This window comes from Nonomuraea sp. ZG12 (assembly GCF_052068115.1).
GTDB lineage: Bacteria > Actinomycetota > Actinomycetes > Streptosporangiales > Streptosporangiaceae > Nonomuraea.
Genome location: NZ_JBQHCW010000038.1, coordinates 32939 through 55456 on the forward strand (window position 1 = coordinate 32939; position 22518 = coordinate 55456).

The 22518-nt window shown below is 67.3% G+C and carries 23 protein-coding genes, 1 tRNA gene and 1 pseudogene; 10 read left to right on the plus strand and 15 right to left on the minus strand.

What is annotated here, in order from left to right:
• Nucleotides 1–11 precede the first annotated feature (11 nt).
• Together ACTMTF_RS46160 and ACTMTF_RS46165 are read right to left on the minus strand one after the other, a co-directional pair.
• Nucleotides 12–1250 (minus strand): TolB family protein, encoded by a 1239-nt coding sequence (locus ACTMTF_RS46160; protein WP_441116437.1) that lies wholly within the window; start codon nt 1248–1250, stop codon nt 12–14.
• Nucleotides 1247–1717 carry a SigE family RNA polymerase sigma factor gene (locus ACTMTF_RS46165; protein ID WP_441116438.1) on the minus strand — a complete coding sequence of 157 codons (471 nt, stop codon included), beginning with the start codon at nt 1715–1717 and terminating at the stop codon, nt 1247–1249. Before ACTMTF_RS46165 ends, ACTMTF_RS46160 begins: the two co-directional genes overlap by 4 nt.
• Before the next feature lie 234 nt (nt 1718–1951).
• Here ACTMTF_RS46165 and ACTMTF_RS46170 point away from each other — a divergent pair, with 234 nt between their 5' ends.
• A complete protein-coding gene (locus ACTMTF_RS46170) occupies nt 1952–3133 on the plus strand; it encodes an AAA family ATPase (protein WP_441116439.1) in 1182 nt (393 codons plus the stop codon).
• A 103-nt stretch (nt 3134–3236) separates the two neighbouring features.
• Here the strand turns inward: ACTMTF_RS46170 and ACTMTF_RS46175 are convergent, their stop codons facing one another.
• Complete coding sequence (locus ACTMTF_RS46175) at nt 3237–4031, minus strand: MauE/DoxX family redox-associated membrane protein (protein ID WP_441116440.1); 795 nt, start codon at nt 4029–4031, stop codon at nt 3237–3239.
• Nucleotides 4032–4036: 5 nt separating this feature from the next.
• On the minus strand, nt 4037–4969 hold the full coding sequence (locus ACTMTF_RS46180) for a hypothetical protein (RefSeq protein ID WP_441116441.1): 933 nt from the start codon (nt 4967–4969) through the stop codon (nt 4037–4039).
• A gap of 217 nt (nt 4970–5186) precedes the next feature.
• On the opposite strand from ACTMTF_RS46180, the gene ACTMTF_RS46185 reads away from it, so the two are divergent.
• Complete coding sequence (locus ACTMTF_RS46185; RefSeq protein WP_397006766.1) at nt 5187–5705, plus strand: SigE family RNA polymerase sigma factor; 519 nt, start codon at nt 5187–5189, stop codon at nt 5703–5705.
• Here ACTMTF_RS46185 and ACTMTF_RS46190 read toward each other — a convergent pair.
• The gene (locus ACTMTF_RS46190) at nt 5662–6156 is read right to left on the minus strand and encodes a MarR family winged helix-turn-helix transcriptional regulator (protein ID WP_441116442.1); all 495 of its coding nucleotides are present in this window, start codon (nt 6154–6156) and stop codon (nt 5662–5664) included. The genes ACTMTF_RS46185 and ACTMTF_RS46190 overlap by 44 nt on opposite strands.
• Before the next feature lie 99 nt (nt 6157–6255).
• On the opposite strand from ACTMTF_RS46190, the gene ACTMTF_RS46195 reads away from it, so the two are divergent.
• Nucleotides 6256–6816 (plus strand): YceI family protein, encoded by a 561-nt coding sequence (locus tag ACTMTF_RS46195; protein WP_397006770.1) that lies wholly within the window; start codon nt 6256–6258, stop codon nt 6814–6816.
• Nucleotides 6817–6977: 161 nt separating this feature from the next.
• Nucleotides 6978–7066: transfer RNA gene (locus ACTMTF_RS46200), tRNA-Ser, on the plus strand.
• 144 nt (nt 7067–7210) lie between these two features.
• Here the strand turns inward: ACTMTF_RS46200 and ACTMTF_RS46205 are convergent.
• The 5 genes from ACTMTF_RS46205 to ACTMTF_RS46225 form a co-directional block, all read right to left on the minus strand.
• Complete coding sequence (locus ACTMTF_RS46205) at nt 7211–8551, minus strand: DUF4303 domain-containing protein (protein WP_441116443.1); 1341 nt, start codon at nt 8549–8551, stop codon at nt 7211–7213.
• Nucleotides 8552–9324: 773 nt separating this feature from the next.
• Nucleotides 9325–10139, minus strand: a protein-coding gene (locus ACTMTF_RS46210) for an IS5 family transposase (protein WP_441116444.1) whose coding sequence is annotated in 2 segments (ribosomal slippage) — nt 9325–9785 and nt 9785–10139 — 816 coding nt in all. Because the reading frame shifts where the segments join, the coding sequence is not laid out codon by codon here.
• Between the two features lie 279 nt (nt 10140–10418).
• Complete coding sequence (locus ACTMTF_RS46215) at nt 10419–10910, minus strand: SRPBCC family protein (protein WP_441116445.1); 492 nt, start codon at nt 10908–10910, stop codon at nt 10419–10421.
• Nucleotides 10910–11551: an SRPBCC family protein gene (locus tag ACTMTF_RS46220; RefSeq protein ID WP_441116446.1), complete on the minus strand. Its 642-nt coding sequence runs from the start codon at nt 11549–11551 to the stop codon at nt 10910–10912. The genes ACTMTF_RS46215 and ACTMTF_RS46220 overlap by 1 nt, the downstream gene beginning before the upstream one ends.
• Nucleotides 11552–11563: 12 nt before the next feature.
• Nucleotides 11564–11947, minus strand: a complete 384-nt coding sequence (locus ACTMTF_RS46225; RefSeq protein WP_441116447.1) for an ArsR/SmtB family transcription factor — start codon at nt 11945–11947, stop codon at nt 11564–11566.
• A 161-nt stretch (nt 11948–12108) separates the two neighbouring features.
• On the opposite strand from ACTMTF_RS46225, the pseudogene ACTMTF_RS46230 reads away from it, so the two are divergent.
• Nucleotides 12109–12387, plus strand: a pseudogene (locus tag ACTMTF_RS46230) (Imm8 family immunity protein); the annotation flags it as partial.
• A gap of 766 nt (nt 12388–13153) precedes the next feature.
• Here the strand turns inward: ACTMTF_RS46230 and ACTMTF_RS46235 are convergent.
• Nucleotides 13154–13384 (minus strand): hypothetical protein, encoded by a 231-nt coding sequence (locus ACTMTF_RS46235; protein ID WP_397017840.1) that lies wholly within the window; start codon nt 13382–13384, stop codon nt 13154–13156.
• Nucleotides 13385–13573: 189 nt separating this feature from the next.
• Between ACTMTF_RS46235 and ACTMTF_RS46240 the strand changes: the two genes are divergently transcribed.
• Nucleotides 13574–14008, plus strand: a complete 435-nt coding sequence (locus ACTMTF_RS46240) for a helix-turn-helix transcriptional regulator (RefSeq protein WP_441116448.1) — start codon at nt 13574–13576, stop codon at nt 14006–14008.
• A 37-nt stretch (nt 14009–14045) separates the two neighbouring features.
• Here ACTMTF_RS46240 and ACTMTF_RS46245 read toward each other — a convergent pair whose 3' ends face one another.
• Entirely contained in the window at nt 14046–15581 is a 1536-nt protein-coding gene (locus tag ACTMTF_RS46245; RefSeq protein ID WP_441116449.1) for a long-chain-fatty-acid--CoA ligase, read from the minus strand.
• Between the two features lie 490 nt (nt 15582–16071).
• Between ACTMTF_RS46245 and ACTMTF_RS46250 the strand changes: the two genes are divergently transcribed.
• Nucleotides 16072–17013 (plus strand): hypothetical protein, encoded by a 942-nt coding sequence (locus ACTMTF_RS46250; protein WP_441116450.1) that lies wholly within the window; start codon nt 16072–16074, stop codon nt 17011–17013.
• Nucleotides 17014–17024: 11 nt separating this feature from the next.
• Here ACTMTF_RS46250 and ACTMTF_RS46255 read toward each other — a convergent pair whose 3' ends face one another.
• Nucleotides 17025–18470 (minus strand): multicopper oxidase family protein, encoded by a 1446-nt coding sequence (locus tag ACTMTF_RS46255; protein ID WP_441116451.1) that lies wholly within the window; start codon nt 18468–18470, stop codon nt 17025–17027.
• A gap of 109 nt (nt 18471–18579) precedes the next feature.
• On the opposite strand from ACTMTF_RS46255, the gene ACTMTF_RS46260 reads away from it, so the two are divergent.
• Nucleotides 18580–19158: a hypothetical protein gene (locus ACTMTF_RS46260; RefSeq protein ID WP_441116452.1), complete on the plus strand. Its 579-nt coding sequence runs from the start codon at nt 18580–18582 to the stop codon at nt 19156–19158.
• Nucleotides 19159–19175: 17 nt separating this feature from the next.
• Here ACTMTF_RS46260 and ACTMTF_RS46265 read toward each other — a convergent pair whose 3' ends face one another.
• Entirely contained in the window at nt 19176–19826 is a 651-nt protein-coding gene (locus tag ACTMTF_RS46265) for a TetR/AcrR family transcriptional regulator (RefSeq protein ID WP_441116453.1), read from the minus strand.
• A 127-nt stretch (nt 19827–19953) separates the two neighbouring features.
• On the opposite strand from ACTMTF_RS46265, the gene ACTMTF_RS46270 reads away from it, so the two are divergent.
• Together ACTMTF_RS46270 and ACTMTF_RS46275 are read left to right on the plus strand one after the other, a co-directional pair.
• Nucleotides 19954–21141 carry a cytochrome P450 gene (locus tag ACTMTF_RS46270; protein WP_441116454.1) on the plus strand — a complete coding sequence of 396 codons (1188 nt, stop codon included), beginning with the start codon at nt 19954–19956 and terminating at the stop codon, nt 21139–21141.
• Between the two features lie 11 nt (nt 21142–21152).
• Nucleotides 21153–21344, plus strand: coding sequence for a ferredoxin (locus ACTMTF_RS46275; protein WP_441116455.1), 192 nt, complete (start codon nt 21153–21155; stop codon nt 21342–21344).
• Between the two features lie 432 nt (nt 21345–21776).
• On the opposite strand, the gene ACTMTF_RS46280 is transcribed toward ACTMTF_RS46275, so the two are convergent.
• On the minus strand, nt 21777–22481 hold the full coding sequence (locus tag ACTMTF_RS46280; RefSeq protein WP_441116456.1) for a DUF4097 family beta strand repeat-containing protein: 705 nt from the start codon (nt 22479–22481) through the stop codon (nt 21777–21779).
• Nucleotides 22482–22518: the final 37 nt, after the last annotated feature.

A 22518-nucleotide genomic window follows, 5' to 3' on the forward strand; every position in this document is an offset into this window, starting at 1 on the left:
GAGGTCGAACGTTATTGCGCGGGCGGCACGGCTGCCAAGTTCAGCACCCGGAATTTGTCCGGCTTGTCCCCCTTGCTGGCCCCCCAGTAGAGGATCGTGCTGGGTTCGGAGGACGTCCCGGCGCCGTACCAGTTGCCGGGGTTGTCGATGGTCGCCAGTCGGCCGGCCTGCATGTCGTACACGCTGCTGCCCATCCACAGGAAGCGGTCGAGGATGGGATACGGCCGCAGGGCTCCTCCATGGGAGATCTTTCGTGATTCCAGGGGGTCCGTCCCGTCGATGCGCTGCACGAACCCGCCGTTCGTGCTGCGGCCGAAACACCAGAACGGAGCGCACCGCAGATCCGTCACCCCTTCCTGGGCGACCACTTCGGAGACGTAGCCGTTCGTCAGGTCCACGACCTTGGTCTGGACGCGTTTCTGGGCACCCGGGCCGGTCCCCGCGTCGCCCGCCCACGGCCATCTGATCAGGTGCAGTCCGTCGCCGCCCGGCAACCGGCTCGGGGTTCCTCCCGCCAGGGGCACCTCCCAGACCCCACCCTGCACCAGTGACCAGACGACCCTGTCGCCGTTGACCGCGATCGCGTCGATGGACGCGTCGGGGCCGGTGCGGGTGGTGACGAGTCTGGCCTGCCCGCCTGCCAGCGGCGCCGTCCAGATGTCGCGCACCGGCGTCCCGTCCGCCTGTCGGCCGAAGGAGAACCAGACCATGTTCCGTCCGTCGACGGTCGCCGTCTGCGTGATGTACCCCCTCAGGTCCGGATTTTTCGGCACTTCCGTTACTACTCTGGCTTTGCCGGAACTACTGTCGTAAATCTCGAATCGCCCTGCTCGTTCGAACGACGACTCCGCGCTGAGCAGCACCTCGGTGGCGCTGAGCGCGGTGATCGGCCGGTAGCGCCAGCCATCGGCGTTCTTCGCCGGCATCGTGAACAGCGCGTCGGGCCAGATGTCGGCGGCGCGGACCGTCGGCACCTCCACCTGTGGCGGGGCCGACGTGGCGGCGGCGGACGGCGACACGACGCTCGCGGACGTGGTCACGGCGGGCTGCACGGGAGCGACCTGTCCACCCCTGAGGGCGACCGCCATGCTCGTGCTCGCCACCGTGATCACCGCCGCCGCGGCGAGAAGTTGGGTACGTCTCCTGCCGCGCCGCCGCTTGAGCCGTTCCACACCCGCGATCAGATCGGGCATCGGCGCATCGTCCGCCCCTTCACGCAGCGCGGCGACCAGGTCGTCCTCGGTCCTCATGCCCGTCCCCTTTCGAGCATCTCAGGCCTGACCCGCAACGTTTGGAGCGCGCGGAAGGCCTGGCTTCGCACTGTTCCGCAAGAGATGCCGAGGATGTCGGCGATCTCCTGGTCCGGCAGGTCTTCGAAGTAGCGCAGCACCAGCACGGTGCGCTGTTTCCTCGGCAGCGTGGCCAGCTCTTTCCAGAGCTCGCCGGTCGCGTGGCGGTCGGTGTAGGAGCCCTCGGGCACGTCGTCCGTGAGGTGCTCCCGGCGCCTCCTGCGCCACCAGCTGATGTGCTGGCGAGCCATGATCGTGCGTACGTACGCCTCGGGATTGTCCTTGTTCCGCACCCGCCTCCAGGTGTCGCTCAGCTTGAGCAACGCCTCCTGCACCAGGTCGGCGGCGTCATCGGGGTTGCCGGAGAGCACGTAGCCGTACCTGAGCAGGGCAGGCCCCCTGGCGCGGACGAAATCCTCGAACTCCACACCACCCAGACGCTTGAACGAGGCTCCGCGTTGCAAACTTCTTTACTCGAAAACATCGCGCAGGTGTTCGAGTGGGCGCTACAGTCTTAGGTACTCGAATCGAACAAGGGTTCGGCCAGGTGAGAGGGGGTGTGTCCGATGACGGTGCTCGCGCTCGCCCCTGCCCGGACACGCCGTAGCACTTTCTTCCCAAATCTAAGACGGCCGCTATATCCGGCAATAGAGTCCGAGAGCGTGGACCCTGTGCGCAACCCCTATGCCCCCGGAGCCGGTCAGCGTCCGCCGGAGCTCGCCGGGCGCGACCGCGAGCTGCAGCAGTTCGAGGTCGTGCTGGAGCGGGTGGCCCGCGGCCGTCCCGAGCGGAGCATGGTCGTCACCGGCCTGCGCGGCGTCGGCAAGACCGTCCTGCTCAACACCTTCAAGTCCATGGCGATCCAGCGGCTGTGGGGCACGGGCAAGATCGAGGCCCGGCCCGACCAGTCGATCCGCCGTCCCGTCGCCGCCGCCCTGCACATGGCGATCCGCGAGCTGGCCCCCCGGCATCGCGCGCCGGAGCGCATCGAGGAGTTCCTCGGCGTGCTCAAGGCGTTCGCCATGCGCGATCCGGCCGCGGCCAAGGGCACCTCACACTGGTCCCCCGGGATCGAGGTGCCCGCCAGCCGGGGCCGGGCCGACTCCGGCGACCTGGAGATCGACCTCACCGAGCTGTTCGTCGACGCCTCGGGCGTGGCGACCGATCTCGGCGTCGGCATCGCCCTGTTCATCGACGAGATGCAGGACGTGCAGGCCGCCGACATCTCCGCGCTCTGCGCCGCCTGCCACGAGCTGTCACAGTCGGGCGGCCCGCTGATCGTGGTCGGGGCCGGGCTGCCGCACCTGCCGAGCGTGCTGTCGGCCAGCAAGAGCTATTCCGAGCGGCTCTTCCGCTACGCGCGCATCGACAAGCTCGACCGCGAGGCGGCCGATCTGGCGCTGATCCTGCCGGCGCGCGAGGAGGAGGTCGAGTTCACCCAGGAGGCGCTCGACGCCCTTTACGACGCCGCCGACGGCTATCCCTACTTCGTCCAGGCCTATGGCAAGGTCGCCTGGGATCTGGCGCCGCGCACCCCGATCACCCTCGACGACGTCAAGGTGTCGGCCCCTGAGGCCGAGGAGGAGCTCGCCGTGGGCTTCTTCGGCAGCCGCTACGAGCGCGCCACCCCCGCCGAGCGCGACTACATGCACGCCATGGCGGAGATCGGCGACGAGCCGGTCCCCACCGCCGAGGTGGCCGAGGCCCTGGGGCGCAAGCCGTCCAGCCTGTCCCCCGCCCGCGACAGCCTCATCAAGAAGGGGCTGATCTACAGTGCCGAGCGCGGCCTGATCGCGTTCACCGTGCCGCACTTCGGGAGGTTCCTGCGTGCCCAGCCCGTCTGAGCGGCACCCCTAGACCTCTATTGGGCTGTCTAGTGGGGAAGCTAGATAGCCCAATAGAGCTATATCGTCATGCCCGTCGAGGGAAATCTAGCCCTGTCTAGCGTCACACCGATACGGGCTTATACACCGGCAGAGGCTTGCTGTCCTCCGAGCCGACCACCGCGACCCGCACCGTCGGCCGACGCCCGGCCAGCGAGACGGCGAAGACCACATCGTGCTCGTCGTGGTTGCGGAAGGCGAAGAAGCGCCAGCACAGCTCGCGCCAGCTGTCGTACGGCTCGGCCGTGGTCAGGTGCGACTCGTGAGCCTGCCAGGCTTCGCTCGACCTGAGCCGCGTCAGCGTGACGTTCTCGGCGGGGCCGCGGCTCCGCTCGCAGGGGGCTCGATAGCGGGCGCGTTCGGCCAGTGTCTCGATCTCCGGCGACAGCAGCGCGAGCACGGCCACCCCGACGAGCACGTACTCCCAGGACGGGTGCGCGAAGGCCAGCCAGCCCGGCCCCTCGGCCCACACCGACATCCCCGCCATACCGGTCAGCGCGACGGTCCGGCCTATCGACCGGCGCCCGACCGGCGCCGAGCTGACCTCGCCGAAGCACCCACAGCCGGCATCGGGCCGCCGCCTGCGCAGTTCGAGGAGTACGTACGTGGACATGGCGAAGAATCCGACCGTGGCCCACCTGAAGATCGGGTAGGCGGTTATCAACAGTCCGGCTGCGAGCACCACCTCGACCACCGCGCAGCACAGCAGTGCCGCCGACCGGAAGCGATCGGGCACCAGGATCGCCGGGCCCAACTGGGCCAGCGCCCCGGCCTCCGCGCCTGACCGTACGACACTGATCTTGGCCACCGTCCCCAGGCACAGCAGGACGATCAGGACCGGCAGTTGCGATGCCAGCATGTGCGTCACCCCCATCCGATCTGCGCGTTGAAACATCCGTCGATCAGCTCGCCGCCCAGCTCCACGAAGGAGGCGGGGGCGAGCTCCGCGATCCGGCCGCGCGGCGAGGTGCCGCACTCCACGCACCGGTCGCAGAAGCGGCCCGCCACACAGCCGCACGCCACGATCGACATGCTCGCCGACCGGCTCGCGCACACATTTCGTACGTGAATCAGCGACCCGATGGCAAGATACGGCAGGCCCGCGCACGACATGCCGGCATCGGGGCAGGCGGCGTCGGAGGGCTCCACCATCGGGTAGGCGGCGCCCCGCTCCTCGGCGTCGAAGATGTCGGACCAGGTGACGGTGCCGGAGATGTGTGATTGTGCCCCGGTGTAGGGGGGCGGGGGCGCGGGATGGGCCGGCTGTGAGGTGGCGGGAAGCAGCGCCAGGGACGCGCCGTCCTTCCGGATGCCGATCGCGTCGAAGAGGTAGCCCGGCTCGAACTGCGGATGGCGCACCCGCAGGCGACCGCTGGCGCGGTAGGGGATGACGGCCGTCCGCCGGCCGCGATGCGGGCCGCAGTCGAGCTGGACCGTGATGTCCTTGCGGCCCTCGATCGACTCGATGGTCCCGGTCAACCGGATGGTGTCGGCCCAGATCCGCTCCACCACCCGGCCGTCGCGCAGGGCGCGCATCGTCACCCGGGCCCCCACGGGGAGGTCGCCCGGCGGGGTGTCGCCGCCGTGCCAGGCGGTCGCCCACGGCGCGATGATCAACCGCTCCTCGCCGCCCTCGGCGGTCTCGACAACGATCAAATGGGGGCTGATGTCACGGATCTCGCCCGTGACCGCGTGCAGCGGCTCGCCGTCCTCGGGCCCCGAATCCGGGGCGCCCGTCTCCCGGCCCAGCACCGCCGCCGCGAGCACCCGGCGGCGCTCAATGCTCGGATGAATCATCGGCCCCTCCCTCGTCCCGGGTACTAGGGTCACACGACTCCGCGAGGGCTCGCGCCGTACGGCGCAGAAGAGAGCAAAATACGCATCCCCAGGGAAGGAGATGACATCCGGCGTCGTACAAACCGCCACCAACCTTGACCTACCTTTATCGTCGGCGGGCCGAATCCTGAATTGCGGTTCAGTCAGAACAGGGCATCAGGCTGCGATTCTGGCCACGATGCAGACCACCGGCTTCGACGAGGAGTTCCGCGCGTACGTCCAGGCGCGCGGGCCCGCACTGCTGCGTGCCGCCCACCAGCTCACCGGCCATCCGCTGGATGCGGAGGATCTGCTGCAGAACGCGCTCACCCGTACATATCTGGCGTGGGACCGCATTCAGGACCGGGGCGCGCTCGACGGCTATGTGCGGCGGGCGATGGTCAACATCAACATCTCCCAGTGGCGCCGGCGCAAGCTGGAGGAGTATCCCTCCGACGAGCTGCCCGAGGTCGTCGGAGTGGTGGAAACCCCCTTCGACACGCGCTGCGACATGCAGGAACGGCTCGAACTGGCGCTGCAGCGGCTGCCCGAGCGGATGCGGGCCGCGATCGTGCTGCGGTACTACGAGGACATGACCGAGCCGGAGATCGCGCACACCCTGGGGATCAGCGTCGGCACGGTGAAGAGCACGGTGTCGCGGGCGATGGCCAAGCTCAGGTCCGAACTGGGGATTCCTCGTCGGCCGCCCCCGCCGTAGCGCAGGGCCGTACGACATCCCTGATCTTGCGCAGGGTGGTGAGGAACGACTCCAGCTCTGCCGAGTCGAGCATCCCGGTCAGAATCTCGTCTATGTCCGCGAGGTGTCGTGGCAGCACCTCCTGGAGCTTGTCACGCCCGGCGTCGGTGAGGGTGGCGTAGGAGGCCCGCCGGTCGGTGGCACAGGCCTGCCTGCGGACCAGACCGTCACGTTCCAAGCGGTCGACGACGCGCGTCACGCCACTGGTGGACAGGCCGGTCTGGGCCGCGAGATCGGTCATCCGGAGCCGCTGCTGTGGCGAGCGCCCGAGCCTGATCAACGTCTCGAAATCGATCTCTGACAGTCCGGCCGCGCCGAAAACGGGCTGCATCCGGGCCGTCATGCCTGCATGCACCTCCGCCAGCAAGCCCATGGCCGTCAGCCGGGGGTCGTCAATTTGCGTCACGTTCATACTGTAGCCGACGTTAGTTGACGCGCGGAATATTCCTCGTGTAGACATTCGTTGTAGCAATCGTCCGCACAGCAAGCTTCATCCTCGGAGGACCCCACTATGAGCACCACCACCTGGAACGGTCTGACCATCCCCGCTGCGGGCACGTACACGATCGACGTCGCCCACACCCGGGTCGGTTTCACGGTCAAGCACATGATGGTCAGCAAGGTGCGCGGCGACTTCACGGACTTCTCCGGCTCCGTCACGGTCGCCGAGAACCCGCTGGAGTCGACGGCCGAGCTCACCATCAAGACTGAGAGCATCAACACGCAGGCCCCCGACCGTGACGGCCACCTGCGCAGCGACGACTTCCTGTCCGCGGAGAAGTTCCCGGAGATCACCTTCAGGAACGGCCGCGTCACCGGCCAGTCGGGCGACGAGTTCACCGTCGTCGGCGACCTGACGATCCGCGAGACCACCAAGGAAGTCGAGCTCAAGGTCGAGCACGGCGGCGTCGGCACCAACCCGTGGGGCGGCGTCGTCTGGGGCTTCTCGATCACCACCGAGATCGACCGCGAGGACTTCGGCCTCACCTGGAACCAGGCCCTGGAGACCGGCGGCGTCCTGGTGGGCAAGAAGATCAAGATTGAGATCGAGGGCGAGGCGAACCCTGCCTAAGGTGGTTATCCACAGGCTCAAGCCCGCTCCCAGCAGGAGCGGGCTTTGTCCACAGCCGGTTATGCACAGGCTGTGGACAGATGTTGGCGCAGACGCGTCGGCGAACCGCTTTGCTGCCTCGCCAGAAGGCCGGTACGCTGTCCTGAGCCGCGTGGCTACCAGGAGGATTCGCCTAGTCAGGTCTATGGCGCCGCACTGCTAATGCGGTTTGGGTTCACGCCCATCCGGGGTTCAAATCCCCGATCCTCCGCAGGTTGAAGGCCCTCGCCCCGGATTCGGGGAGAGGGCCTTTCGATCTTTGAGGCAGTCATAGTTGCAGCGCTAGTTGCAACGGCTCGCGCTCGGAGCTGTCGGTGAACCTGTCCGCCGACGAGTTCATTGCCGCCGCCGCAGCTCATTGGCTCAGTTCGTCCAGCCAGCGTTGCGCGGTGGCGCGTACGTTGGGATCTGAATCGTGGAGCGCCTGGCGGCCTGTCTCGGCGCAGTGCCGGGCATCGTGTTTCCACCACTGCAGGGACAAGATTGCAAGACGGCGAGTAGCAGAGTCGGGATCGTTGACGACGACCGCGGTGAGACAAGGGATGACCTGCCGACCTACAACGGCGCCGAGAGCGCGTTCACCGAGGACACAGACGGAATGGCGACGGACCACAGGGTGTGGCGAGCGCAGAGCGTCGATCGCGGTCCCGACTTCCTCGGCCCGGATCGTGCAATAGCTCGATCCCGGGCTCAGCCGCTCGGAAACGGCTTCACTCAGCTCTGCGTGGTCCGTCAGGAACCTCTCCAGCGGGCTGTAGTCGAGGAGAGGTGGCGATGTCGCATGATCGCGAAATGACGAATACGGCGCTGACACTGCGGTGACCACTACCTCGCTGGGAAGGTCGGGGGCGACCAGTACGATGTCCAGCCGGTCTAGGCACGACAGGGCAGCCGCGACCCAGTTCTGGTCTGCGCCAGTGGTGCGCCTCAGAGCGTGGGTAAGCGCCTCGATCACCTCGTCGGAGGCGTAGCCGATGTCAGCGAGCAGCTTCGCTGCCTTCCACCGGTCCGGGCCTTGGATCAACAGGTCGGTCAGAACCGGGAGCGCGACAGGGCCGAGGTCGCGCAGCCTCCTCTCTGCATTCTCCGGACCAATTAGCCCGCCCCCAACGCTGAGCGCTCGGGCGTAGTGGACGGCACGGTCCGCTGGTTCCTTAGCCTCCAGTTCGGCGGTCACGGCTGCCGCCTGGTCGTAGCCGGGAAATAGACGCTGCAGCTCGCGCTCGCCCAGGATGCGGCGCAGGAGCTGTTCCTCCTCATCGTCGTCGGTCAGTAGCACCACCACGAACTGCCGCTCGGTCGCACCAGCTGCGAGCAACTGTTTGCGGGCGCGTTTGCACACCCGAGTGAGGACCGTCAGGTACCTGGCGAAGGTCCGTTCCCAATGCCGTGTCGAGCTTCGACCGGCCTCGTCGGTCAGCGTCTGCTCCCACTGCCTCCAGCGGCCTTCCGGCAACCATTCAAACCACTGGGTGTCCCAATCAGGCACGCTCCAGAGCAGATCTTCATCCCCGGCCACCTCCTCCTCAGAGACGGCGCCCAGCATCGGCAGCCGGATCACACCATCGGTTTCGGCATAGATCTCGGCCAGCCCAGCCGCATACAGCCGGTCACCCGCAGAGGCGCGCTCAGCCACCTTCACGACGACGCCTGCCACCAGTTCGTCCTCGAACGCCGCCCAATCCAAGCCCGCCACCCTCCTCATGCTCTCGCCGCAGCCTGCAGATCAGGCATCCACAAACCGTAGACTGCTCGGTCGTGGATGCAAGGCCCGCGCGATCACGGCATGCTCATCCTCACTGTCATTCCCGGCGTCCTCGCCCAAGCCGGGCTATCTCGACCCGCAACCGCTCTGCACGTTCCCGCGCGGCGGCCTCGCGGCCCTCCCAGCGACCCAGCAGCGACCCCATCGCGACCTCCTGCCTCGACGGTAGGAACCCCGCACTCCAGTCGCAGGATCAGCGAACTCCCAGGTCAAAGCCAAAGATCGCAGTACCTAGAGCAGAGCCACGCCCTTCGACCATTACGGGCTTGAAGTCTTCCCTGAGCCGCTGACCGCTCGCCTGCGGATGATCGGGGAGCCAGGCGGGTCGGCGGCGGTGGACGTGACCGATCACCCACGCTGGTCGAGCCTGGTCGACAGGAAGCTCACCTACGTCGATATCGTCTGGTCCCAAGCCCCTGAAGGTTGCCTCCGGACGCGATCAGGTTGTGCTCGCGGGAGAAGGCTGTGTGGATAGCCGCTGGGAGCCCGGCGGAATGGCCGCCGACCGAGGTCTACCACCTGGGTACCGACGATGTCATGGTCGTCTTCACCGCCGAGTTCGCGGCCAAGGTAGGCATTCCCTCCGTCGGCTAACCAGCGGGGCTGGCTGATCGCTGGCCCCGGGAACACCATCCCAGGTGATCTTTTCCAGTCACATTACTGGGGATTGCCCCAGAGAGCGGAGGCAAGCCGCTTAAGAGGTCCTAACGCAATGAGCTGAGTCGTCGCCAGCAGATGAGTGCGCAGGCCAGGCTGAGGAAGGCTTGGTGAATGTCGGCGCGGATCTCCCAGCGGATGCGCAGGCGACGGAAGGCGTGCAGCAGGGCGAAGGTCTGCTCGACGACGTAGCGTTGTTTGCCCAGGCCGGAGCCATGTTCGGTGCCGCGGCGGGCGATCAGTGGACGGATCTGCAGCTCACGGACCTGGCGGCGGTACTTGTCGTGGTCGTAGCCTCGATCGGCCAGGACGGCATCGGGACGTTGGCGGGGTCGGCCGCGCTTGCCGCGGATCTTGGGGATGGCGTGCAGCAGCGGCAGGAGCTGGGTGACATCGTTGCGGTTGCCGCCGGTGAGGATCACGGCGAGCGGGATGCCGGTGGCGTCGGTGATCAGGTGGTGCTTGCTGCCGGCCCGTCCTCGATCGACGGGGGACGGCCCGGTCTGTGCCCCCCTTTTAGCGCTCTGATGTGGGAGGAGTCCACCGCGGCGCGGGAGAGGTCGAGGGCGTCCGCAGCGCGTAAGCGGTCCAGCAGCACCTCGTGCAGGCGCTGCCAGACACCGGCCTTGTTCCACTCGGCCAGCCGTCGCCAGCAGGTCATACCCGAGCCGTAGCCCAGCTCCTGCGGGAGGTGCTCCCAGGCGATCCCGGTGTGCAGGACGAACAAGATGCCCTGCAACGCCAGCCGATCGTCGAGTCGTTTGCGTCCCGGATGCCGGAATCGACGCTCATGCTTGGGCACCAATGGCTCGATCACCGCCCAAAGCTCATCACTGACCTCCCACGGCTTCAGCCGCGCCATACCCGCTCCTCTCGCCATCGCTACAGCGAGAGATCAAAGCACAACAGAGATCATTCTGTTAGGGCCTCTAAGCCGGGACCCTCTCTTCGGTGGTGGCTTCGGCTGTTTGGGCCACGCCGACTCCAACGCGGCAGCGACGGTGCGGTACCCGACACCGTGCTTGCGCTGCAGAGCGCGCTTGGACAACCCCGCCTTGGCGTCGCGTCGGATCGCGGCGTACAGGTCGACGCGTGAGGTGGGTGCGCGAGCCATGATGCTCAGACCCAACTCAGTGGCAGATCAGTTCGTCCCTTGGCGGACGTCCGTCCCGTGCTCGGCGAACGCCTTGAAGTCCTCCATGTGCTGCTGCGACTGCTTGCGGAAAGAGCCAGGCATGACAAGCCCCACCAGCCGCACCAGCAATCCGTCGAACCGGAATTCGCTCTCGCTCTCCCACAGCGTGGTGTCCGGACCGGCTGCGATCAGCCGGTCGCGCTGGGCCTGCCACATGCCCTCGCCGGCGATCTCGCGGTCGTAGTGCACGACGACAGAACTGGGGATGGCGTGCAGGTCTTCAGGTTCCAGGCGCGTGATGGTCTCGGTGGCCTCCATCCTCTGCTTCCCCATTTGAAACACGACTCGCGAGGTGGTGCCGAGCCGGCCGTGCGCTCCGTCCACCGGCTCGTGCAGTACCAGGCCCCGCAGCCACTTCGGCATGTGCGCCGGGTCCGCGAGCATCTGGAGCACCTTCTCCCGCGGCAGGGCGATCTCGATCGAGGTGGTGTACTTCATCAAGCGTTCCCTCCGGGGGCGTAGAACGCGGTGGTGGCCTTGACGGCGGCCGCCACGTGATCCGGATCGCCACCGGCGGCCAGGTGAGCTTCGCCCCATGCCGCAGCGCTGCGCCGCACGAACTCGCGCCCCGTGGGCGAGGTCTGGAACTCCTCGTGATCGAGGGTCTCGCCGTCTGCCAGGAACCGGGCCAGGGTGAGGAGATGCAGGTCCCAGCCCACACCGCGGGGCCGTAGGTCGGGGAACATGGGCTCCCCGACGGCCGCTGCATGGACCAGTTCAAGCTCGGTGTCCCCGGCAGGGCCCGGGGACAGGCGCACCTCGACCTCGCTCGTGCCCGGCCACTCGTCGGCGTCCGGCCCGAAGAGCCAGGACACCCGCAGCAGACGCGGCGGCTCGCACCGGAGGATCTCCCCGTGCTCACCGCCGTCCAACTCGAACGACCCGCCGAGCCGCAGGTCTCCGGTGACCGACTTCAGCCAACGGCCCAGCCGCTCAGGGTCGGTGATGGCGTTCCACACGTCGTCAACCGGCGCGTCGTAGCGACGCCGCAACTCCATCGTGTACGCGTCGCCGGCGGGCAGGGTCGCTGTTCCCATCGTCCGGCGCGCAGCGGCCAGTTCGTCCAGCACGTCCTTCATGTCATGTTCCTTTCACTGGCGGATCGGCCTTGCCAACGTCGGTGCCGTGTCGGGCTGCTGGCCAGCCCGGGACCGGGATGCACGCCTGCCTCGGGCCAACTCAGTGCCCAGGGCATCGAGCCGTTGATCCCAGAACCCGCGAAACCGGTCCAACCACACGTCAACCTCGCTTAGCGACGTCGGGTCGACGGCATAGAACCGGCGAGCCCCCTCGGCCCGGACCGACGCGAACCCGTTCTCACGCAGAACGCGAAGATGCTGGGAAACAGCCGGCTGGGACAGTGCGAACTCAGCCCGGATCACGTCCGTGATCGCCCCAGAGGTCTGCTCACCCTCGGCGAGCAGCTCCAGAATGCGCCGGCGCACCGGGTCGCCGAGAATGTCGAACGCGTGCACGAACCAGAAGCATACCAGGTCGGACTTATATAAGCCAGGACTGGTATTTCCGCGTTACCCCCGGTGTCGACGCACATCGACACCCGGCACGCCCCCATCGATGCTGGTGTCGAACGAGACCGACATCCGGTGTCAGGTGAGACCGACGTAGCCAGCCGGGCGAGAAACGGTTTCAGCTCACCGTCTGCACCCCATCGGCCCTCGCCGATCAGCTGCAACAGCATCCCTTTCTCATCGGCCGCCATTGGCTCTTCGTGCCCGAGCTGTATCCCGCCGAGGTGGCCAGGTGGCTGAGCAACCGGATAGCAGTGCTGGAGGCTCCGACATGGGCGAACGTGTTGGTCCAGGTGGAACCGACCGGGACGGTCGAGATCCGAGCTGCTAATGCGGTTTGGTGGCAACACCCTCCGGGGTTCAAATCCCCGATCCTCCGCAGGTGAAAGGCCCTCGCCCGTTCGTCGGGTCGAGGGCCTTTGTCGTTCCTGAGACGTCAGGGTTGCAGTTGCCCCTCAGGCAGAGCCCCACAGGGCCGCGTCCATGCGGTCGCTGGCGTCCCTCATCTGGAGAGTCGCCACGTGGGTGTAGCACTCCGGTGTCGTCAGTCCCCCACACTCTCAGCTCGATCATCGACAAATACGGTGACCGCACACCGTAGGACAGAGATCCGGGCACCTCAGGTGGCTGACCCGCGACCATCGCAATTCCCAAGCTGACAGCGTGGGTTCGGCTGCTGCCGGCTGAAAGGCGACAGGGAGCGGTAAAGCCGCCAACAGCTCGTCGCCGCGCCCGTGGCGTGCCCGATGGCAGGAAACCTGCGTGGCTGGGAGCCTCCGATGCCGTCATCCTCGCCAGGGGCAAGAGGCGGATCCGTAGTTGGATCTCCTGCCTTGACCGGTGTGACGAGCGTCGTGGACCCTGGCGTCCCGTACGCACCTGGGCCATCGCCTCGTGCGGCCGCGGAAGGCGATGGACAGCGGAAGAAACCGAGCTACCCATGACCAGATACGCTTTCAGCAGCGTCAGAGTGCACTGCGGGCCTCTGGCCGGAGGAGGAGCGGTGGTTCAGCCGTTGGGAGCCTCGTTAAGCGCCTACTGTAAAGCGGCGCAGCTGGCGATCAGGGAGTTGTCTCACGCGTCCGGGCTTCAGCGTTCGCGGTATCGGCACCGGCCCGGCAGCCACGCCGACGGGCGCCGGAGGGTGTGATGTCACATCCTTGGCGCGGCTGGTGTGTCCTTCGACCCGGTCTCATGCTGTACGGCGGGACGGTCGGTAGGAATAACCTGCACGCCCACCATGCGGTTCAGCTGATTGTCTCCGCCGAGCCCTTCACCATGGCCGACGCCCACGGCGAGCGGCTGACCACGAAGATCGCCGTCATTCCGCCCGACACCCGCCACGCGATACTTACCGGAGCTCGTGAGGCCCTGCTCGCTCACCTGGATCCTCGCAGTTCGCCGGGCCGGTCCCTGCTCGCGCGCTTCGGTACGGGGTTCGAGGCTTCGACTTGGTCGCCATCCGTCACGGAGAACAGAGATCCACCCGTCGACGGCTCCTCAGCTCATGCGGTCACCGACCCTGCTCACACGAGCCCGAGACCGAGGCGCAACAAGGGATTACGGCCGCTCATGTTCATCGAGCCGCCGATCGGTCATGCGCGCTCGGCCGAAGCGACGACCGCGCTGCGAGTTGTCGAGGCGTGGGCCGGCCACAGCGCCGCCGACAGCGTTCCGATCCACCCGGCGGTGGAGGCGGCGATCACCGTGATCCCCTCACTCCTGGGACGAGGACCGGTACGACTGCGTACGGTGGCGGACGCGGTCCACCTGTCGCCAAGTCGGCTGGCGCACCTGTTCAGCGCGCACGTAGGGATCCCTCTGCGGCCGTACGTACGGTGGCTACGCCTGCAGCGTGCCATTGGCCTCGTAGCCGCAGGGGAGATGTTGACGGTGGCCGCTCACAGCGCCGGGTTCACCGACAGCCCACACTTCACCCGGGTCTTCCGGGACACCTTCGGGAATGCGCCCTCCGAGCTCGCCGCCGCGATCGACTGGTTGCCGTGAACCGCGTAAGGCGCCCAAGCCTGATGGGTGAGTACGGCTACCGCAGCTCGCGCTTGAGGATCTTGCCGGTCGCCGTCATCGGCAGCGAGTCGCGGAACTCGATGATCCGCGGGTACTTGTACGCAGCCATGTTCTCCTTGCACCAGGCGATGAGCTCGTCCTCGCTCGCCGTCGCGCCGGGCGACGGGATGACGTAGGCCTTGACCTCCTCGCCGTGCGTGTCGTGGGGCACGCCGACCACCGCCACCAGCGAGGCCGCCGGATGCATCATCAGCACCTCCTCCACCTCGCGCGGGTAGACGTTGAAGCCGCCCCGTATGATCATGTCCTTCGTGCGGTCGATGATGGCGTAGTAGCCGTCGTCGTCGCGGGTGGCGATGTCGCCAGTACGGAACCAGCCGTCCCGCAGGACCTCCTCGGTGGCCTCGGGCCGCCCGTAATAGCCCTTCATGACGTTGTGCCCGCGGATGGCGATCTCGCCGGGGCCCTCGCCCTCGATGGTGCTCCAGTCGTCGTCCACCAGCCGCATCTCCACGCCCCAGATCGGGAACCCGATGGTCCCGGGCTTGGTGGGCCGCCCGAGCTGGTTGAAGCTGGCCGCCGGAGAGGTCTCCGACAGCCCGTAACCCTCCAGGATCGGGATGCCGAAGGTGGCCTCGAAGTCCTTGAGCACCTCGACCGGGCAGGAGGCCCCGCCCGCCACCGCCACCCGCAGCGTCGAGGGCGCCTCGGCACCGTCGGTGTGGATCTTCGACAGCAGCGCCCAGAACATCGTCGGCACCCCGGCGAACATGGTGACCTTCTCCCTGCGCATGAGCTCCAGTGCTTCGTCGGGCTCGAAGCGCGGCTGGAGCACGAGGGTGGCGCGGCGCCGCACGCTCACGTTCATGACCGAGGTCTGGCCGAAGGAGTGAAAGAGCGGCAGCACGGCGAATGAGACGTCGCCGTCGGGGTCGGTGGGGAACATCTGGTCGCTGACGATGGCGTTGGTCAGCATGTTCATGTGGGTGAGCACGGCGCCCTTGGGCTGACCGGTGGTGCCGGAGGTGTAGAGGATGGCCGCTGTGTCGCCCGGCTCGGTCTGCACCGTCTCGAACTCCCCGGACATACCCTCCAGTGCCGCCCAGAACGACTCACCGTGCTCCGACTCGGTGGCCAGCGGCGTGGCAGGCAGGACGACGAAGTGCTCACAACCCTCGACGGCGTCGAACGCCTCCCGCCCGCGCGCGCCCATCGGCAGCTCGGCGGAACCCTCGAAGCAGAACAGCGCCTTGGCGTCACTGTCGTCGAGGTGGTAGACGATCTCCCGCGACTGCAGCAGCACGTTGAGCGGAACCACGGTTGCGCCGGCCTTCAGGATGCCGAAGTAGACGAACGGGAAGTAGGGGAGGTTGGGGCAGGCGAGCGCGACCTTGTCCCCCTTGCCGATCCCGCGCGACACCAGCAGGTTGGCCACCTGGTTGGCCACGGTGTCGACCATCGAGTACGGCAGGCGCAGGTCACCTAAGACCAGTGCGGTGCGGTCTGGAGCATTGCGGGCGCTGTCTTCCAGAATGATCGACAGATTGAGCATCGCGACCCTCTCCTCGGAACCTCGTTTCCCCAAGGATGCCGATCGGATCCAGGCAGGACTTGTACGAATGTGCCGACTCCATCGGGTCTGACCGACCGTGAACGCGCCGGGGCGGCCCGCGCCTGCACATCGCCGGCTGAACACCTGTATCGCTCGTGCTGTGGCCGGAATACTCGCCGGGTCACGCTGGATCTTGGGGACGAAGAAAAGCGATGGCCAGTCGGAATCGCGGTGAGGGGTCTCCGGCCCGTGGCCTGCTCGGCTTGTCCTGGGCGACGGTGACGGGAAGAGCCGGCCCACCTCAGCCACCGTCAGCGCGTACGAGGAGAAGGCAGATGTTCTCCTGGACACCGGTGTGCAAGATCAGATAGGGAGGAACAGCCTTCCTTCTCCCCGATCGGAATCACGCGTGCCCACATCACCTCGATCATCGCTGCCACGCCCGGAAGCCGCTCCCGCCGCGACCCGGGCGTACCGCGCCGTCCGTGCGGTGGCAGCGGTCGTGGTCACGGTGCTCCTCCTCGCCACGACCGCCAAGGACGAGGGGCCGGAGAAGGTCACCTCGGCCGCGTCGAAGGAGTGCGCGCCGTGGAGGATGTCGGTGTACCTGAACAAGCAGCCCACCCCCGGGGAGCGGGAGACCGCGTTCGTCTGCGCGAACAGGCAGCACCTGACCTTCAACGGCCGCTACGCCCACATACCTGACGTGCATCTGGTCAAGCTCGGCCGGGGCCTGTGCGAGGTGTCGTTGCGTAACGACTCGCGGGAGATACAGACCGTCATGGAGACCCGCGGTTTCGTGGTCAACACGGAGGAGAACACCACGGCGCTCGGATACCTGTGTCCAGCACTCAACCGGCGCCGGTTCGCCGAGGAGGAGGCGCAGCGGAAGCGGGAACTCAACGTCATCGCGACCGCCGAGCGGCGGTGCGCCTCTCTCCTCGACCGCCGGCCGCCGACGCGCCCCTCGCTGCGGGGCGGAGCCACAGTATGGGTGGGGGCGTCGGGCATGTTCGATGTCCTGGAGGAAGGATCGGACACCGACGATCTGTCCTCTTTGGACCGGGCGTTGGCCAACAAGGTGGTCGGCGCCGCACCCGGTGATCTCACCATTCTCACCGCCGACACCGACACGCACGTCTGCGTCGCCGTCGAGGCGTACGAGAAACGCCCTCCGGTGGAGGTCGAAGGCTGGGAGAAGGTCGTCGAGGTCGGATACAAGAGCACCGATGGAGAAATGGTGTTCCTCGACGAAGAGGGTGAGGTGGAGGAGGGACTACCCGATCTCGCGATCCACGACGCCGGCCGCTACCGGGTGCGGGTGCATATGCGGGGGGCGAAAGCGGCCCTGGCCGACGACGGAGACGCCAGGCAGGCGTTCCTCGTCATCGTCTATCCCGGGGCGTCCAAACGCACCGTGGTGCTCAGGTAGCGACTGCGGGCTCAGTGGCCCATGCCGTGTGTGCGCCTCGGGGCCTTGCCGTAGCCGAGGACGCCCATCATGCCCTGCTCCTGGTGGTAGAGGTTGTGGCAGTGGAACATCCACTCGCCGGGGTTGTCCGCGTGCACGTCGATGTTCACGCGCTTGCGCGGCATGACGTTCACGGTGTCCTTCCTCGGCCCGCCCCGGTCACTCGCCCGGACCTGAAAGGTGTGGCCGTGCAGATGCATGGGATGCCACATGTGCGTGTCGTTGTGCAGGATGATCCTGATCGTCTCTCCCCTGTCGACCCGCAGGCGCATCGGATCATTGGCGAGGCGACCGTTCATCATCCACTCGTTGCCGCCGCGGCGCATGCGCAGGCCGAGTGTGACGGTGACGGTCCGGGACGGAGGGCCGAGTTGGTCGGCGCGTTGCGCCTGCAGGTCCTGATATTTCAGCATCCGCCGCTGCAGCTCCGGCACCTTGCCTTTCGGTGACGGCCTGCGGGCGCCAGGCGTGGTCCGCACCACCGCGAACGCCCTCCCGCCCTTGCCCTCCGCCATCGCCATCAGCGGGAACGCGCCCGCGTCCAGTGTGGCGACGAAGTCGTAGCGCTCGCCCATGCCGATCACGAACGTGTCCACGGTGACGGGATCGCAGGGGAACCCGTCGGTGTGAGTGACGGTCATCCGGTGCCCGCCGAGCGCGACCCGGAAGGCGGTGTCGGCGCTCGCGTTGATCACCCGGAACCTGGCCCGTGTGCCGGGACGGCTGACGAACGTCGTGGGCTCGTCCGCGGTGTGGCCGTTGACCAGGTAGTACGGGTAGCGCACGTGGCCTGAGGTGCCGCCGAGGGCCGGGCTGGTGAGGCTCTCATCGTGCGGGGTGGTGTTCATCCGCCGCCGTGCGTCGTCGGGGGTGCCCTTGACGCCGTCCAGCCAGTCGTCGAGCACGACCGTGAACTCCTGGTCGTACCCGAGCGGCTCGTGCGGGTCCGTCACGATGAGCGCGCCGTACAGGCCGCGGTCGCTCTGCATGCCCACATGCGAGTGATAGAAGTACGTGCCGGCGTCGGGGACGGTGAACACGTAGTCGAACGACTCGCCGGGCCGGGTCGCCCGCTGTGAGAAGCCGGGGGCGCCGTCCATGTCCGCGGCGATCCGGATGCCGTGCCAGTGCACGGTGGTCGGCGCGGGCAGGTCGTTGACGAGCCTGGCCCGTACGGTGCCGCCGGCTGTGACTCGGATGGTGGGGCCGGGCACCACTCCGTCGTAGGCCCAGGTGGACCTGGCGCGCCCGCCGAGGAACACGGTGGCGGGCCGGGCCCGCAGCAACCCGCCGCCGGACGCCACGGCGGCGACCCCGCTCGCGGACGCTCCGGCGGCGGCCACAGGAGCAGCGCCCAGAGCGGCGAACATGCCGCTGACGAACAACCTGCGGGACACGATCCCACGCGCATGATTCATTGCGGATCCCCCTCATCCATTCCGCAAGGTAACGGAGAGTCATCGCGAAAGCTCTGCGCCACGCTAGGTGAGCGCTCGATGGTCGGTGGTCGGCACTATGTTCTGGTCTATGACGATCAGCCAACCCCCCTGCCGCCTTGTGCTCAGCAAGGCTGACGCGCCCATCCTGGAGCCAGTGACCAAGTTGGGTGGCCAGCCGGCCTGGGTCGACAAGCCGCAGTGGCCGCTGTCCGCCGCGTTGCGAACACCGATGACGTTCCTCGGCCAGTTTCGGCTTCCCGGAGAGGAGGTCCGGATGGCCTACCTGTTCATGACCGGTGGTGAGGACTACGTCGAGGGCACCTGGGAGGCCGAGGGGGGCGAGAACGCGCTGATCGTGCAGCCTGGACGGGTGCCGTCCTTCATCACGGTGACAGACGACGCCGAGGGCCCCACGATGAGCGGCGATCTCGCCGTTGACCTCGTGCCGACCAGTCCTGCCGAGCTCGAGAAGGGCTGGGACAACCGGCTCGGCGGTCCGCCCACCTGGCTCCAGGACGAGGAGTTTCCGCCCGGGGATTGGAGCTTCCTGTTCCAGCTTGAGGACAGCGACGCACTCTACGACGTCAACTTCGGTGACGCCGGTGTCGGTTACGGATTTCTCGACGCTGACGGCAGCGAAGGCCGCTTTCTGTGGCAGTGCTCATAGATAGACGAACGCCTTGGTCAATCCTTGACGATTCCCGGCCAGCGGAGCTCCTCCATGGTGATCGGGTGACCTGGTAGCTCGCCGTTCGAGCGCGCCCGCAGGCCGTCCAGCATGATGGCGACGGTGCGCTCGGCCGCGAATGTCCCCAGAGCGTCCATGGCCGGCGACTGGCGCAGAATGAGCACGAACAGGACCGCCATGTCCCCGACGCCGATGTCCGGACGCATGGTGCCTTCCGTCTGCGCGTTCTTGACCATCTGGGCGATCTCGGCCATCAACGTGTTCCGGATCTCGCCGATCTCCGGATCGACCTGAAGGATCTCCCGTACCCGCGAGGAACTCCAGGCGAGTTGGAAGCTCACCTGGAGCTGGTGCGACTTGGCGATCAGACGTTTCAGCGCGTCCCATCCCGTCGGCTCTTCGGCGGACGCCGCACGCGCGTCCTGCAGCACCTGGGCGAGGCTCTCCTTCGCGACCGCGCGGATGAGCGATTCCCGGTCCGGAAAACGCCGGTAGAGCGTGCCCACGCCGACGCCGGCGGTGCGCGCGATCTCCTCCATCGGGACGTCGGAGCCTTGGGCGGCGAACATCGCGCGAGCGGCGGCGAGGATCTGGTCGCGATTGCGCCGCGCGTCGGCCCGCATCCGGATCTCCGGGCTAGCCGCCATCCTGCTCCTCTTCCACCTTCAGAAAATATCCCCCGGCCTAGGTGGACGACAAATCTCCGCTTATGTACTGTGAAGCTAAGCGGAGGAAATTCTTCCAGATACGCTGCCGTCAAGATCGGATGAAGCCATGACCACAGCTCAACCCTCCACGCTGCCCATCACGCGCGGCTGCCCCCATGCGCCGCCGGACGAGCACCGGCGACTGCGGGAGGAGGCTCCGATCTCGCGTGTGACCCTGCCCAGCGGCATGACCGCGTGGGCGATGACGCGGCTCGCGGACATCCGCGCGATGCTGACCGACCCGAGGTTCAGCTCCGACCGGCGGAATCCGAACTTCCCGCTGCTCCTCAAGGGGCAGCGCGTGCTTCCCCCGGATTTCAAGCCGGCCATGATCATCATGGACCCGCCCGAGCACGGCCCGGCACGTCGTGCGGCCGTCGGCGAGTTCACCGTCAAGCGGCTGGCCGCGCTGCGTCCACGGGTCCAGGAGATCGTCGATGAGCACATCGACGCGATGCTCGCCGGGCCGCGTCCCACGGACCTGGTGAATGCACTGTCTCTGCCGGTGCCCTCACTGGTCATCTGTGAGCTGCTCGGCGTCCCCTATGCCGACCACGACTTCTTCCAGGCCCGCTCGTCGCGGCTGCTGAGCCGTACGATCACGCAGGAAGATCGCATGCTGGCCGTCTCCGAGCTGCTCGAATACCTTGACGGCCTGATCGCGGCCAAGGAGAAGGAGCCGGCCGACGACCTGCTCAGCCGCCAGCTCGCCAAGTCGGACGACCGCGAGGCGGTGCGGAGCCTGGCGTTCCTGCTGCTCGTCGCCGGTCACGAGACCACGGCGAACATGATCTCCCTGGGCACGATGGCCCTGCTCGAACGTCCGGAGGACATCCGTACCATCCGTGACGACCCGTCGAAGACACCGGCGGCCGTCGATGAGCTGTTGCGCTACTTCACGATCGCCGAATTCGTGACCTCCCGCGTCGCGGTCGCCGATGTCGAGATCGGCGGCGTGACGATCCGCGCCGGCGACGCCGTGGTGACACTGGGCAACATCGCCAACCGGGATCCCGACGTGTTCGACCAGCCGGACGAGCTGGACATCGAACGCGGCGCGCGCAACCACATCACGTTCGGATTCGGGGCACACCAATGCCTGGGCCAGAATCTCGCGCGGATGGAGCTGGAGATCGTGTTCGACACACTGTTCCGCAGGATCCCGGATCTCCGCCCGGCCGTGCCCCTCGACACGTTGCCGTACAAGAACGACGCGAACATCTACGGCATCCACGAGTTCCCGGTCACCTGGTAGGAGGCGCTGCCATGCACATCGTCGCCAACACCGACGTCTGCGTCGGCGCGGCTCAATGCGTGCTCACCGAGCCGACGGTCTTCGACCAGGACAGCGACGGCACCGTGACCGTCCTCGTCGAACGGCCAGAAGGGGACCAGGCGCGCAGCGCTCAACTGGCGGTCGAACTCTGCCCCAGCCGAGCGCTCTCCTTGGAGGACTGACTCCCTCTTCTCGGCCCGTGGCCGGTGGGCTCGATCCGGCCGCTGTCAGGTTCCCAGGGCCTGGCCCTGAGCAGGGCCAGGCGCACCAGTCCGGCCATCAGCACCGATGGCGAGGAAAGCGTCGCGCTGGCGGCGATCGACTGGCCAGGCCGGTAGGGACGAGCCGCCAGCAGGGTCAGGACCACGGCACAGACGACGGCAGGCAGTGCCACCTTGCCCGCCCAGTGCAGCACCATCGTCGTCCCGTACCACCGCTCATCGGACAGAGGCTCTGCGTAGGAGATCGCGGGAGCCGGTGCGCCGAGGAGATCTTGCACCGTGCCCGGGGGGGCTTCCACCGACGAAGACGGCGATGACCACGTACCAGCGCCACCCCGTCTGGAATCACGCGCAAAGCTCGGAGACCAGCATCAGGGGCAGAAGGCGCCCACGTCAGGGCGTCACGACCTGCAGGTCACCGGAGTCGCTGGACAGTTCGATCGAACGCTCCGCCGAGGAGTCGCCGGCCGCCTTGATGTCCTTGGTCCCGGAGTCCGTTCTGGCCACGATGTTGTACGGCCCCTGCGGCACGTGGATCACGGTATCGCCCGAGTCCGTGGCCGTCGTGACCTTGTCGGGCTGCCCGGCGAAGGTCAGGGTCATGTCGCCCGAGTCGGTCTTCGTGGTGACCTGCTTGCCCGTCAGCCCGATCGTCCTGATCGCCCCGGAGTCGCTGGTGGCCGCCACGTTGCCGGACAGGTCCTTGAGCGTCAGGTCCCCCGAGTCGGAGGTCACCTTGACGCCGAGGTGCTCGGGCACCTCGACCTGGTAGCTCACGTCGCAGGTGGTGCCTACGGCTCCCCACCCCCACGTGGTGGGGCAGGTGAACGCCAGCTCCAGCGTGTCCCCCCGCACCTCGTGGCTGGTCGCCAGCTTGTCGTTGTGCCAGCTCAGCCGCTCGGTCACGCGAATGTCCCGGCGATCCGACCCGACCACTTCCACGGATCCGGAGTCGGCTTCGACGTGCAGCGCCGCCACCTTGCCGGTGACGTCGTACGACACCGTGTCCTCATGAAGCGAACCGCCGACGCCGCACCCGGTCAGCACCGCCACGAGCCCCAGAAGCGCGCCTGACGTCGTCAATCGTGCGAAGCTCATGGGGAAACTCTAGAAGGGCTCGCGAGCCGCGACATTG